General features: G+C 69.4%; 7 protein-coding genes. 3 read left to right on the top strand and 4 right to left on the bottom strand.

Going from position 1 to position 13,528, the window contains the following annotated elements:
* Positions 1-27 precede the first annotated feature (27 nt).
* The 3 genes from ACERLL_RS13945 to ycaO all read left to right on the top strand — a co-directional run bounded on the left by ACERLL_RS13945 (position 28) and on the right by ycaO (position 7,827).
* Positions 28-1,869: an autotransporter assembly complex protein TamA gene (locus ACERLL_RS13945; RefSeq protein WP_373656711.1), complete on the top strand. Its 1,842-nt coding sequence runs from the start codon at positions 28-30 to the stop codon at positions 1,867-1,869.
* Positions 1,870-1,901: 32 nt separating this feature from the next.
* On the top strand, positions 1,902-5,843 hold the full coding sequence (locus ACERLL_RS13940) for a translocation/assembly module TamB domain-containing protein (RefSeq protein ID WP_373656710.1): 3,942 nt from the start codon (positions 1,902-1,904) through the stop codon (positions 5,841-5,843).
* Between the two features lie 232 nt (positions 5,844-6,075).
* On the top strand, positions 6,076-7,827 hold the full coding sequence (gene ycaO / locus ACERLL_RS13935) for a 30S ribosomal protein S12 methylthiotransferase accessory factor YcaO (RefSeq protein WP_373656709.1): 1,752 nt from the start codon (positions 6,076-6,078) through the stop codon (positions 7,825-7,827).
* Positions 7,828-7,901: 74 nt separating this feature from the next.
* Here ycaO and alaS read toward each other — a convergent pair whose 3' ends face one another.
* The 4 genes from alaS to ACERLL_RS17805 form a co-directional block, all read right to left on the bottom strand.
* On the bottom strand, positions 7,902-10,547 hold the full coding sequence (alaS, locus tag ACERLL_RS13930; protein ID WP_373656708.1) for an alanine--tRNA ligase: 2,646 nt from the start codon (positions 10,545-10,547) through the stop codon (positions 7,902-7,904).
* 133 nt (positions 10,548-10,680) lie between these two features.
* A complete protein-coding gene (locus tag ACERLL_RS13925) occupies positions 10,681-11,172 on the bottom strand; it encodes a regulatory protein RecX (protein ID WP_373656707.1) in 492 nt (163 codons plus the stop codon).
* Positions 11,173-11,245: 73 nt separating this feature from the next.
* Positions 11,246-12,367, bottom strand: coding sequence for a recombinase RecA (recA, locus tag ACERLL_RS13920; RefSeq protein WP_373656706.1), 1,122 nt, complete (start codon positions 12,365-12,367; stop codon positions 11,246-11,248).
* A gap of 202 nt (positions 12,368-12,569) precedes the next feature.
* Positions 12,570-13,448 carry a CinA family protein gene (locus ACERLL_RS17805; RefSeq protein ID WP_474104452.1) on the bottom strand — a complete coding sequence of 293 codons (879 nt, stop codon included), beginning with the start codon at positions 13,446-13,448 and terminating at the stop codon, positions 12,570-12,572.
* Positions 13,449-13,528: the final 80 nt, after the last annotated feature.

Genomic DNA, 13,528 nt, shown 5'->3' with positions numbered 1-13,528 from the left:
CGGATAGGGCGGCGGAAATGGCTTGCCTTGCCCAGAGCCTCCCTGGCGTTACGGATAGGGCGCGTCCCCCGCCCGCTGCGGTGCTGCGCGGGGCTACTGCTGGTACTGGCGCTCACCGTTCCCGCCGCCCAGGCGGCCCCCGATGCCCTCATGGTGGAAGTGGACGGCGTTAACAAGGAGCTGCGGGAAAATATCCGCGCCTACCTGTCCACCGTCGAGCTAACCAAGGCGAAGGACCCGGATGTCGACCGGATCAGGCGCGCCCAGCGGCGCGCGCGGGAGGAGATCCGCACCGCCCTGCAGCCGTTCGGTTACTATAATCCGAAGATCGACACCTCTCTGACCCGCCAAGGGGATGCCTGGGTCGCCCGCTACCGGGTGGACGCCGGCCCGCCGACCATCATCTCGGAGCTGGAGCTGCGCATTGAGGGGCCGGGCGCCGAGGAGGCGGCCCTGCAGCGCGCCGTGCGGCAATCGGGGCTGAAAGAGGGCAAGCGTCTGCACCACGCCGACTATTCGGCCACCAAGGACGCCCTGCTGGAGCAGGCCGTGGAGGCCGGGTACCTGAACGCCAGCTATACCCGGCATACTATCGAGGTGGACCCCGACCGAAACGAAGCGCGGGTCCGCTTGGTTCTGGACAGCGGCCCGGCCTTTTACTTCGGCGACATCCGCGTCAAGCAGGACATCCTCAGCCCCCGTTTCGTGGCCCGGCTCCTCCCCGTGGAGCGGGGGGAGCGCCTCACTTCCATGCGCCTGCTGGACCTCCAGTTCGCACTCTCGGATACCGACTACTTCGACCGGGTGGCGGTGAACATGATTCGGAAGGAGGCCGTCCCCTTCACCCCGAAGGGCGAGGACGCGCCCGAGGAGGCCCGGCGCATCCCCGTAGAGGTGGATACGAACCCCAAGAAGCCCCGCCTCTACAGCATCGGGGTGGGCTATGGCACGGACACCGGACCTCGGCTGACCGGTGCCGTCGAGTTCCGCCACATCAACCGCGCGGGCCACCAGTTCCGCAGCGACCTGTTTCTCTCGCCGGTGCGGCAGGGCCTGGCGGCGCGCTACCGGATCCCCATCCGGAACGTGCGCACCGACAGCCTCAGCATCCTCGGCCGGATCTCCCAGGAGGAGTTCGGCGACACCCTCAACACGCGGTACGCCCTCGGGGCCAGCGAGGACCTGGGATACCGGGGCTGGCAGCGCAGCATTTACGCCTACGTGTCCCGCGATTTCACCCACGTGAACGGCAGCGTGCAGAGCTACACGCTGTTCACCCCGGGCGCCAGCCTGGCGCGCTCCAAGGCGGACGATCGCCTGTATCCCCGGCGCGGCTGGAGCCTGTTCTTCGACGCCCACGGCGCCCACGAGAGCGCGCTCTCCGATACCACCTTCCTCCAGGGACAGGCCCGCGCCCAGGCGGTGATTCCGCTCCTGCCCCGCTCCCGGCTGCTCATGCGGGTTCACGCGGGCGGCACGTCGGTGGACCGGGTCACCGACATTCCCGCCTCGGAGCGCTTCTTCGCCGGCGGCGACCGCAGCGTCCGGGGATACGCCTACCAGAAGCTGGGTCCAAAGGATGGAGAGGGCAACACCATCGGCGGACGCTACCTCCTCACGGCGAGTGTGGAGGCCGATTACCGGGTTTGGGGAAACTTCGCCCTGGCCACCTTCTATGACGCCGGGAACGCCTCCAACGACTGGCCCCCGGAGCCGGTGGAGGCCGTGGGCTTCGGCGTGCGCTACGCGTCACCGCTGGGCATGATCCGGCTGGATTTCGCCACCCCGCTCGACGAGGTGCTGAACGACAACCTGGAGGAAGTGGCCCCGGCCTGGCGCATCCACTTCAGTATGGGTCCGGACCTGTGATCAAGCGGCTGGCTGCGGTATGGATCACCCTCGTGACTATCGTAAGCGGCGGGGCCTTCCTGCTCCTGAGCGAGACGGGGCTGCAGTGGACCTGGAGCCTGGCGCGACCCGCATTCCCGGAAAGCCTCCGGGTAGCCTCCGTGGAAGGGCGCCTGGTGGGCCCCATCCGGATTCGGGACGCATACATGGAGACCGCCTCCTTCCGTGTCCGCATCGGACGTGCGGTAATGGACTGGCGCGTTACGGACCTGCTCTTTGGGACCGTCTCCATCAACCGGCTGGTGGTGGAGAATTTCCGCTACACCGGCCTGCCCGGCCCGCCGGACCCCCCGCCCGAGCCCGACGAGGGCCTCACCACCAGCGCCCTCCTGCCGGTGCGGGTCGAGCACGCCCGCTTCCTCGACGGCGAGATCCGCAGCGAGCCGGGCGCCGAGCCCCAGCCCATCACCGCCCTCACCGGCGCGGTGGGCATCGGACCGGGCGGCCTGTACTGGCGCACCCTGGCGCTGGAGACGCCGCGCCTGGAGGCGCGCACCAGCGGCCGCATCGACAGCAGGACGCAGGCACCCGACGCCCTGAACGGCGTGCTGCGCTGGACCCTGAAGCTCCCTGGCCGGCCCCGGGCCGGCGGCAAGCTGACGGCCCAGGGCAACCTGCAGGCCCTCGCCTTCGAGCACGAGCTGAACGAGCCCTGGTCCGTGCACATCACCGGGCGTATCCAACAGCCCCTGGAGGATGACCTGCAGTGGAAGGCGGAGATCCAGGGCCAGGAGCTGCCCCTGCAGGCGTTGCGCCCTACCCTGCCGCCGGGACGGGCGGCCATCGATCTGGCGCTCGAGGGCGGCCTGGAGGCGGCACGCACCCGGGGCACCCTGGGGCTCCATCTGCAGGGCCGCCCGCCCCTCCGCCTGCGAACTGCGCTCGAGGGCAACCTCGCCGAGCGCTCGGTCCGCATCCGCAGGCTGCGGCTCACCGCCGAAGGGCTGCCCACCCGGCTCACCGCCCGGGGCCGGGTGGCCATGTCCCCCGGCGGTCCGGAGGCCGACCTGCACGGCGAATGGCGCCAGCTGCGCTGGCCCCTGGAAGCCGAGGATCCACGCTGGGTATCCGGGGAAGGGCGGTGGCGGGTAGCCGGCGGCATGGAGGCGCTTTCCGCGCAGATCCAGGGCGCGCTGGGCGAGGGACGCTTCAACGCGGCCGCCACCTATCGGGGCGGCCCTTTCGGCCTGGCGATCAACTGGCGGGACCTCCGGATGCCCGGGCCCCGGGACATCGCCTCTCCGCGGGGCTACGCCGCCGTCTCGGGAACCACGGAGGACTACAACCTCAATCTGGACGTGACGGCTCGGAGCGAGCAGCTGCCCGGGGCGCGCCTGCGGGCGCGCGGCCGGGGCGACCTGGGCCGCCTGAACCTGGGGCATTTCCGCCTGGATGCCCTGGAGGGCCACATCCGGGGCCAGGGCCGCCTGTCCTGGAAGGAGCGCCTGGGCGCCGAGCTTACGGTGCGGGGCGACGGCATCGACCCCCACGCCCTGCTGCCCCGGTGGCCCGGGAATCTGGACTTGCGCGCGAATGTGCAGCTGGCCATGGCCGACCGGGGCCCCGAGGCCGACATCCGCAGCCTGGAGGTTTCAGGCAAGCTGCGCGAACGCCCCGTTAAGCTGCGGGGGCGCGGCCGCTACGCCGCCGGCATGCTCACTCTGCCGCAGCTCCGCCTGCAAAGCGGCAGCTCCGAGCTCTTCCTGGAGGGCACCGTCAGCCGGCGGGCCGCGGACCTGGATTGGCGGATTGCCAGCGACAATCTGGAGGACCTCTATCCGGGCGCGGACGGCTCGCTCCAGGGCAATGGGCGCGTCACAGGCGATCTTCCACTGCCCAAGGTCACCGCCGACCTTTCGGGCCGCAACCTTCAATGGCAGGCCGCCTCGGTGGCGAAGGTCCGCCTGGAGGCGGACCTGAATCCGCAGGGCGACACCACCTCGCACCTGGACGCGGCGGTAAGCGGGATCCGCCTCGACGGCACCACCGTCCGCAGCCTGCGGCTGGAAGCCCGGGGCACGCCCGCGGACCACACCTTGCGGGCCACCACCGACTCCTCGCTGGGCGGGGCGGAGCTTGCGGCCTCCGGAAGCTGGCAGCAGCAGGCCCGGGAGCTGCATTTCCGGCTCGGGGAGGCCCGCATCCGGCCCGCCAGGCTGCCGGACTGGCGGCTGGAAGGCCCCGTGCGGGGTGTGGTGAGCGCCGACCGGGTCCGCCTCCAGCAGGGCTGCTGGACATCGGAATCCGGCAGACTCTGCCTGCAGGGCGCGCGGGACGCGGGAGGCGTGCGGGGGGAATTCCTGGCGGAGGCCATCCCGCTGGGCTACTTCCTACCGCTCCTGCCGCCGGATACGGGCATAAAGGGCACCTTCAGCGGCTCCGGGGAGGTAGCCATGCCGGCGGACGGTCCCCTCCAGGGCGCTGTCGAGCTCACCACCAGCGCCGGGCGCGTGCTCCAGACCGGCGACGATAACAGCATGGAGGAGCGGAAGTTCCTGGCCTTCAAGCCCAGCTCGATGCGGCTGACCGCCGACGGCGAGCGGATGGAGGCCGAGCTGGTGCTGGACCTTGGGGGGCGCGACCGGCTCACCGGGCGGGTGGCTCTCGCCCAGGGCCGGGGACCGCTCACCCAGCGGCCCCTGTCGGGCCGAATCCGGGGCTCGGTGAACGACTTCGGGTTCCTGCCCATCTTCGCGCCGGAGGTGCGGAAGCTGGACGGTGCCTTGCGCGTTGACCTGGGTATCCAGGGCACCCCGGCCGACCCCCGGCTCTCCGGCGAGCTGTTGGCCACCGCGGAACAGGCGGTGCTCGTCTCTGCCGGCCTGACCATACGCGACATCCGGCTCCGTGCCGCACCGCAGCAGGACCGCAGTATCAGCCTGGAGGGCCACGCGGAATCCGGCAAGGGCGCCCTGAACCTGGTGGGGAGCGTCCGTCTCGACGACGGCACCCCGAAGCTGGATATGACCATCAAGGGCGAGGATTTCCTGGCCTACAACACCGCCGAGATCCAGGTCTGGCTCTCCCCGGATCTGGAGGTGGAGGCGGAGCGGCCGCGGCTGCGGGTCACGGGAGAGGTGAAGGTCCCGCGGGCCCGCATCGAGATCAAGGAGCTGCCCACCTCCGGAGTGGTGACGGTATCCCAGGACCAGGTGATCGTCCGCCGGCACAGCTCCCAGGAGGCCTCTCCCTGGAAGATCTCCGCCCGGGTGCGGCTGATCCTCGGTGACCTGGTCCGGTTCAAGGGCTTCGGCCTGAAGAGCCGCGTGGAAGGGGACCTGACGGTCGAGGAGAAACCGGGGCAGCCCACCACCGCCACCGGGGAGCTGCGCACCGTGGAGGGTCAGTTCCAGGCCTACGGCCAGGACCTCACCATCCAGACCGGGCGCTTGGTATTCGGTGGCGGGCCCGTATCCTCCCCCGGCCTGGAGGTTCGCGCCGTGCGCAAGCCGGAGCCCGGGATCACGGTGGGCGTTGAGGCCAAGGGGCCACTGCGCGAACCAGAGTTCTCGCTGTTCTCGGACCCCGGCATGTCGCAGACCGAGCAGCTCTCCTGGCTGGTGCTGGGGCGCCCCCTGGGAGAAACCTCCGGCGACGAGCAGACCGCCCTGAGCCGGGCCGCCGTGTTCCTGGGCCGTAAGAGCGGCGAGTTCCTGGCCAAGACCATCGGCAAGGATCTGGGTTTGGACGAGGTGAGCCTGCAGACCCAGGAAACCACCACCGAAGAGGGGCAGCGCACCGAGCAGGCCGCCCTGGTGCTCGGCAAGTACCTCTCGCCGCGCCTGTACGTGAGCTACGGGATCGGGCTGTTCGACTCCTCCAACACCTTCCGCATGACCTACTCCATCGACCGCCACTGGAAGCTGGTCACGGAATCCAGCGCCCAGGAAACCGGCGGGGACCTCTTCTACACCATCGAAAGCGGGGGCAATTAAGCTCGAAGAGGGATTAAGAAAACGCCAAGGCAATCCGGCACGGAATTGCTCAGGCAGCTCCAGCCACCCTCCGAGACGCATCACGCGTCTCCCACCGCACCCCCCCGGACTGACGCAAATGCTCGCCCACACGGGCGGTTCCCGGCATAATCCGCGGGCTAGACATGATTACGCCTCCCTGGCGCCGTTCGGCGCCCTGGGCGGCTCCTCTCATTCCCAACCCGGTTTACCCATGGACCAGACCCACCTCAAGGGCAAGGACCGCCCGCTCGAAGCCACCATAGAGAGTTTAACGGAACGCCTGGAAGAGGCCGGATTCGCCGTGGAGGAGGCCTCCCGGCTGAACCCCGTGCCCAACGTCCACTCCGTCCATATCCGGGCCGCGGATGCCCCCATGCTGTTCACCAACGGCAAGGGCGCCTCGCCCAAGGCCGCCCTCGCCAGCGGACTGGGCGAATTCGTCGAACGGCTGGCCAACAACTACTTCTTCGCAGACTTCTACCTCGGCCCGGATGCGGCCGAAACGGAGTTCGTTCACTACCCCCACGAGCGCTGGTTCCCGATTCCGGAGGACAATTCCCTGCCGGAGGGGCTGCTCGACGAGACGCTGCTCGCGATCTACGACCCGGACGGCGAGCTCCACGCCGGGAACCTGGTGGATACCAACTCGGGGGCCTTCAGCCGCGGCATCTGCGCCCTGCCCTACACACGGCAGCGGGACGGCGCCACGCGCTGGTTCCCAGTGAACCTTATCGGCAATCTCTACGTCAGCAACGGTATGTCCGCGGGCAACACCCCGGAGGAAGCCCAGGTCCAGGGACTGGCGGAGATCCTGGAGCGCGCCGTTAAGAACCGCATCATCGCCGAGGGGATCACTCCCCCGCGGGTCCCGAAGGCGGTGCTGGATCGCTACCCGGACATCCGGGCGGGCATCCGCAGCCTTGAGGAGGCGGGCTTCGGCGTGCGGGTCTACGACGCCTCCCTGGGCGGACGCTATCCGGTGATGAACGTCACCCTGCTTAATCCCGCCGACGGCAGCGTGTTCGCTTCCTTCGGCGCCCACCCCACCTTCGGTATCGCCCTGGAACGGGCCCTCACCGAACTGCTACAGGGTCGGAGCCTTGAACAGCTAGACGGCTTCCGGCCACCCACCCTCGACATGGCGGAGGTGGCGGATCCGCAGAACCTGGAGCTGCACTTCATCGATTCCAGCGGCGTGGTGTCCTGGGATTTCCTGGGAGAAGCCCCAGATCACCCCTTCAGCGACTGGAACCTGGAGGCCGACAACACCGCCGAGCGCGACCACCTGATCGGCCTGCTACACGAGGAGGGCTTCGAGGTCTTCATCGCCGACTACACCCACCTGGGTGCCTACGCCTGCCGCATCCTCGTGCCCGGCCTCTCGGAGGTCTACCCGGTGGACGAGCTGGTGGTGAACAACAACAACGAAGGGGCCCGTCTTCGCCCGGAGATCCTGTCCCTGGACCAGCTGGACCGAGCCCGGCTGGATGACCTCTATGAAGCCCTGGAAACGGGCGGGCACAACGACTACCAGCCCGTGCACGAGCTCATTGGCATCGTTCCCGAGCCCGGGACCCTATGGGCCGAGCTGCGCGTCGGCGAGCTGAAGGCCCGGCTGGCGCTCGCCCTGGGCCGGGCCGAGGAAGCCCTGGGCTGGGTGGGCTGGTGCCTACATACCGGGGAGCTGCCGGAGGAGCGGGCACGGCTGTACAGCTGCGTGCACGCCCGGCTGGAGATGGCTCTGGCCGACCGCGCACCCGAGAACTTCGACGAGGCCCTGGCACAGCTCCACGGGACGGAGACGGCCCGTCTGGCGGCCGCCATGGTGGAGGGCCGGGAGGCCTTCGCCGGGATGCTGCCCGCCCCGGGGTCCGCCCTGGATGGACTGGAGCGCCACCGAACCCTGCTGCGGGCCTACGCGCGCCTGCATCGGGTAAAGGAGTCTCCCGCCGGAATCCGGTGACCCGGCCCGAAACGCAAACGGGCAGCCCCAAGGCTGCCCGCTCCCGATGGCAGTCTTTGCCGGTGCCTGCCCGGTCAGGTGGCCAGGCAGCCTTCCACGTACTCGCCTACCCGCTCCAAAGCGGAATCCAGCTTCTCCGGCTCCTTGCCGCCGGCCTGGGCCATGTCGGCGCGCCCGCCGCCCTTGCCGCCCACGCCCTCGGCCACCTGGTTCACCAGGTCGCCGGCGGAGAAGCGATCGGTGAGATCGTCGGTAACACCGGCGATGAGGCTCACCTTACCCTTCTCCGGATCGGGCACGCCGAGGACGATGACCCCGGAGCCGAGCTTCTGCTTGAGCTGGTCCACGGTCTGCCGGAGGGACTTGGGGTCCTGGCCCTCGAGCGCGGCGGCGAGCACCTTGATGCCGCCGATCTCCCGGACGTTGTCGAGCAGATCGCCGCTGGCCGCGGTAGCGAGCTTGCTCTTGAGCCGCTCCACCTCCTTCTCCAGATCCCGGGAGCGCTCCACCAGCTCGGCCACCCGGTCCCCGGCATCGGACCGCGTGCCCTTGAGCATGCCGGCGATGCGGCCGATCTGATCCTCTTGGGCCTGCACGTGGTTGATCGCCTCCTGGCCAGTGAGGGCCTCGATCCGCCGCACCCCGGCGGCGATGCCGGTCTCCTCGACAATCTTGAACAGGCCGATGTTGCCGGTGCGGGACACGTGGGTGCCGCCGCACAGCTCCATGGAGGCCGACCCCATGGTTATGACCCGCACCTGTTCGCCGTACTTCTCGTCGAAGAAGGCGATGGCGCCCTTGCCCTGGGCCTGGTCGAGGGTCATCCAGTCGGCGCTCACATCGTAGTTGGCGCGGATGTGGCGGTTCACTTCGTTCTCGATGGTGCGCAGCTGGTCCGCGGTTAGCCCCTCATAGTGGCTGAAGTCGAACCGCAGGCGGTCCGGCTCCACCAGGGAGCCCATCTGGCGCACGTGGTCGCCGAGCTGGTGGCGCAGGGCGGCGTGCAGGAGGTGGGTGGCCGAATGGTTGTAGGCGGTGGCATGCCGGGCGCTCTCGTTCACCTCGCAGTGCACCGTGTCGCCGGTGTTCAGCCGGCCGCGCTCCAGCCGCCCCACATGGGCCACCAGGCCCGGCAGCGGCACCTGGGTGTCGGTTACCACGAACTCCGCCTCGGAGGTGGTGATGCGGCCCGTGTCACCCACCTGGCCGCCGGACTCCCCGTAAAAGGGCGTCTGGTTGAGGACCAGCACCGCCTCCTCGCCGGCGTTCAGCTCCTTGAAGCAGGCGTCGTCCTTGAGGATGCCGCCCAGGCTGGCCTCGGCGCTCAGGGACTGGTAGCCGAGGAATTCGGTGCCCTGGTGGTTTTCCAGGAGCTCGTAATAGGCCTGCGGCACCTGCTCCTCGCCGGAGCCTCCCCAGGAGGCCCGAGCGCGCGCCTTCTGCTCCGCCATGTGCTCATCGAAGCCGGCGTTGTCCACGGACAGGCCCCGCTCCCGCGCGATGTCCTCGGTAAGGTCGAGCGGGAAGCCGTAAGTATCGTAGAGCCGGAATGCGGCCTCGCCGGGGATCTGCGCGGCGTCGGCGGGGAGGCTGCGGATCACCTCGTCCAGGTGGGCCAGGCCCTCGGTAAGCGTAGCCGCGAAGCGCTCCTCCTCGATCTTGAGGACCCGCTCGATGGTGGCCCGCTGCTCGTCCAGCTCGGTGAAGTGGTGGCCCATGGCATCCACCAGCGGCTGCACCAGCTGGTGGAAGAAGGCGCCCTGAATGCCCAGCATCCGGCCGTGCCGGGCGGCGCGCCTGATGATGCGGCGCAGCACGTAGCCCCGCCCTTCGTTGGAGGGAATCACGCCGTCGGCGATGAGGAAGGCGCAGGCGCGGATGTGGTCAGCGATCACGCGCAGGCTCACGTCCGTGGCATCGGACTCGTTGTAGCGCACCCCCGCCTGCTCGGCGGCCTGGTGGATCAGCGGCAGGAAGAGGTCCGTGTCGAAGTTGTTATGCACCCCTTCCATGACCGCGGCGATGCGCTCCAGCCCCATGCCGGTGTCGATGTTGGGGTTGGGCAGGTCATGGAGGGTGCCATCCCCGTCCCGGTTGTACTGCATGAAGACGAGGTTCCAGATCTCCACGTAGCGGTCGCCCTCGTCCTCTCCGGAGCCGGGCGGCGCGCCGGGAAGCTCGGGGCCGTGGTCGTAGAAGATCTCCGAGCAGGGGCCGCAGGGCCCCGTGTCACCCATGGCCCAGAAGTTGTCCGCGGCGCCCACGTAGGCGAAGCGCTCCGGATCGATGTGCATCTCGTCGAGCCAGATGCGCGCCGCTTCCTCGTCCTCGGTGTACACCGTGACGAAGAGCTTCTCCTCGGGCAGGCCGAGCTCCTCGGTCAGAAAGGCCCAGGCGTGCTGGATGGCCTCCCGCTTGAAGTAATCGCCGAAGGAGAAATTGCCCAGCATCTCGAAGAAGGTGTGGTGCCGGGCGGTGTGCCCCACATTCTCCAGGTCGTTGTGCTTGCCGCCGGCGCGCAGACAGCGCTGGCTGGTCACCGCACGTGTGTAGCCGCGATGCTCGCGGCCCAGGAACACATCCTTGAATTGGACCATGCCGGCGTTGGTGAACAGCAGCGTGGGGTCGTTCTGGGGCACGAGCGAAGCGCTCGGGACCACCTCGTGGTCTCGACCGGCGAAGAACTCCAGAAACTTTCTACGTATCTCGGCGCCTTCCATAACGGGCCTCTTCCGCAATCCTATGGGGGGATATGGTACGCCCCGGCAGCAGGCGCAAGGCGCGGACGGGCGGAGCCACCAACGTGACTCCGCCCGCCAAGTGCCCTTTGGACACTACGCACCCTGATTGTATTTAGAAACCCGCTTCCTCCTCCGGGTTTCCGGCGTCCCGGAGCAGCCGGGCGCAAACCTCCGGATCGAAGCCGCGCTGCTGGAGGTAACGGGTCCGCTTGGCCCGTTCCCGGGCGTCGGCCGGGGGCGCGTCCCCGAACCGTTTGGCGAGCTGTGCCGCCGCCAGGCTCCGCTCCTCCCCGCGCTCCAGGGCGGCGTGCGCCATTCCCTCGGGGCCGATGCCGTGCTCGCGGAGCTCCGCCTCCACCCGGCGGGGACCGTACCCCTTGGCGAAACGGGCACGGGCGTATTCCTCGGCGAAGCGCTGGTCCGACTGGGCGCCTTCCGCCTCCAGCCGGTCCAGGGCCGCATCCGCGGCGGGCCGGGGATGGTCCCGCTCCACGAGCTTGCGGGCGAGCTCTCGGCGGCTGTGCTCCCGGCGCACCAAGAGCTTGAGGGCCTGGGCGTAGGCCGCCTCAACGGCCTCGTCGAACTGGCCTTCACGCTCGTCCAACGCGGAACCTCCGCCTCGTCTACCGACACCCGGCAGCCCCCCGGCCCCGGATACCGGCGGATCTCACCGGGTGTCAGGCCTGCTCCTGCTCCGCCTTGCCACCGGTCTCGCCCTCATCGGACGCTTTCCCGGCCTTCTTGGACCCGGCGGACTTGGCCCCGGTATCGCCCGAGCCGGAAGCCTCGGCGCCGGATTCCGCGCCCGAGCCGGTGAGTCCGGCCGCCTCGCGGATCTTGCCTTCCAGCTCCGACGCCATCTCCGGGTTGTCCTTGAGGAATTGCCGGACGTTCTGCTTGCCCTGGCCGATGCGCTCGCCGTTGTAGGAGTACCAGGCTCCGGACTTCTCGATCAGGCCGTGCTCCACGCCCAGGTCGATGATCTCGCTCTCCCGGGAGACGCCCTCGCCGTAGAGGATGTCGAACTCGGCCTCGCGGAACGGCGGGGCCACCTTGTTCTTGATCACCTTGACCCGGGTATGGTTCCCCAGGACCTCTTCGCCCTGCTTGATGGCCCCGGTGCGGCGGATGTCCAGGCGCACGGCAGAGTAGAACTTGAGGGCGTTGCCGCCGGTGGTGGTCTCCGGGCTGCCGAACATCACGCCGATCTTCATGCGGATCTGGTTGATGAAGAACACCGTGGTCTTGGAGTTGTTGATGGACCCGGTGAGCTTGCGCAGGGCCTGGGAGAGCAGGCGTGCCTGCAGGCCCACGTGGGAATCGCCCATCTCGCCCTCGATCTCGGCCTTGGGCACCAGCGCCGCCACCGAGTCGATCACCACCGCGTGCACGGCGCCGGAGCGCACCAGCATGTCGGCGATCTCCAGGGCCTGCTCGCCGGTATCGGGCTGCGAGACCAGCAGCTCGTCCACGTTCACGCCCAGCTTGCGGGCGTAGCTGGGGTCCAGGGCATGCTCGGCGTCGATGAACGCCGCCACGCCGCCGGCCTTCTGGGCCTCGGCCAAGGCATGCAGGGTCAGCGTGGTCTTGCCGGAGGACTCCGGACCGTAGATCTCCACCACACGGCCCCGGGGATAGCCACCCACGCCCATGGCGATATCCAGGTTCAGGGAGCCCGAGGAGGTCACCGGGACGTCGAAAGCCTCCTGGTCGCCCAGGCGCATGACCGAGCCCTTGCCGAACTGCCGGTCGATATTCTTGATCGCCGAATCGAGCGCTTTCTGCTTCTCCGAATCCATGGCCACCACCTTTTGAAATCATCCGCGCGGCGCGCGGAAATGCGGTTCGGGTATCCTCAAGACTGTACCCCATATGGGCCGTTTTGAGAACAAACCCAAAACATTTTTCGCCGTCCGCCCCGCAAGCCGCCATCCCTCGCGGCTGGGGCCCCTCTGCCGGTGGTGGAGCCGCGCGCCGCCGGCTTCTCGCGGCCTTTTCGGGCTATGCCTCCACGCGATCCAGGGCGAAGGCGATGGCGGCGTTCACGGTTCGCCAGCGCACCGCCCCTCTCGGCCCGGACAGCACCTGATGACGGGCCTCCGCCTCGCCATCGCCGGCGGCCACCCCGATCCAGACCGTGCCCACGGGCTTCTCGGGCGAGCCCCCGGAGGGGCCGGCGATCCCGGTCACGGATACCGCGAGCTGGGCCCGCGAGCCCGCCAGCGCGCCCGTCGCCATGGCCCGCGCCACGGGGTCGCTCACCGCGCCGTGGGCAGCGAGCAGGTCTTCACCAACGCCGAGCTGCTCCCGCTTGGCGGCGTTGGTATAGGTAACCCAGCCGCGGTCCACGTACGCGGAGCTCCCGGGCACGGCGGTCAGCCGTTCGGCCACGCCCCCGCCGGTGCAGGATTCGGCGGTGGCGATCATCTTCCCCTTCCTCTGCAGGCGCCGCCCCAGGTGGCGCTCCGGTGCCCGCAGGTCCGGGTCCAGCCACGGGTGGTCGGCCCCTTCGGCGCCGTCCACCCACCATTCCCCGGGTAGTCCGGGCTCCACCGCGGCCCCTTCCGGGAGCCGGGCGCGCAGGCTCCGCTCGTCCGGCGCCACGGCACTGAACCGTCCCGCCCGGCGCGGGTTGAACCCGGTGGCCGTCAGGGCGCCCACCAGCGCCTCCTCGGCCAGATCGGGCTGCGAGATCCACACCGCCAGGCCCCCGCCATCGCGGGCCCATTCCGCCACGGTTAGGCCGTCGAGAACCATCGGTGTGCCGGCCCCGCCCGCGCCGTTCCCATCCCCGACGAATACCCGCAGGCGCGGCCCGACCGTGTCCGCCGTACCCTCCGGGTATCCGGCCAGGGCGGCGATTGTCCGCAGCCGCGCCAAGCGGGCCACCAGCCAGGGATCGGGGACATCTCCGGGGACATGAAAGACGGCATGTCCGTAAATGGCGAGGGCCTCCCGGT

Source organism: Thiohalorhabdus sp. Cl-TMA (assembly GCF_041821045.1).
Lineage (GTDB): Bacteria > Pseudomonadota > Gammaproteobacteria > Thiohalorhabdales > Thiohalorhabdaceae > Thiohalorhabdus > Thiohalorhabdus methylotropha.
This window is presented reverse-complemented; position numbering and strand designations above follow the sequence as displayed.

What these genes read in the sequence shown, in the direction of transcription:
- ycaO (WP_373656709.1), top strand. Translation starts at nt 6,076, where the DNA reads ATGGACCAGACCCACCTCAAGGGCAAGGACCGCCCGCTCGAAGCCACC.
- alaS (WP_373656708.1), bottom strand. Translation starts at nt 10,547, where the DNA reads ATGGAAGGCGCCGAGATACGTAGAAAGTTTCTGGAGTTCTTCGCCGGT.
- recA (WP_373656706.1), bottom strand. Translation starts at nt 12,367, where the DNA reads ATGGATTCGGAGAAGCAGAAAGCGCTCGATTCGGCGATCAAGAATATC.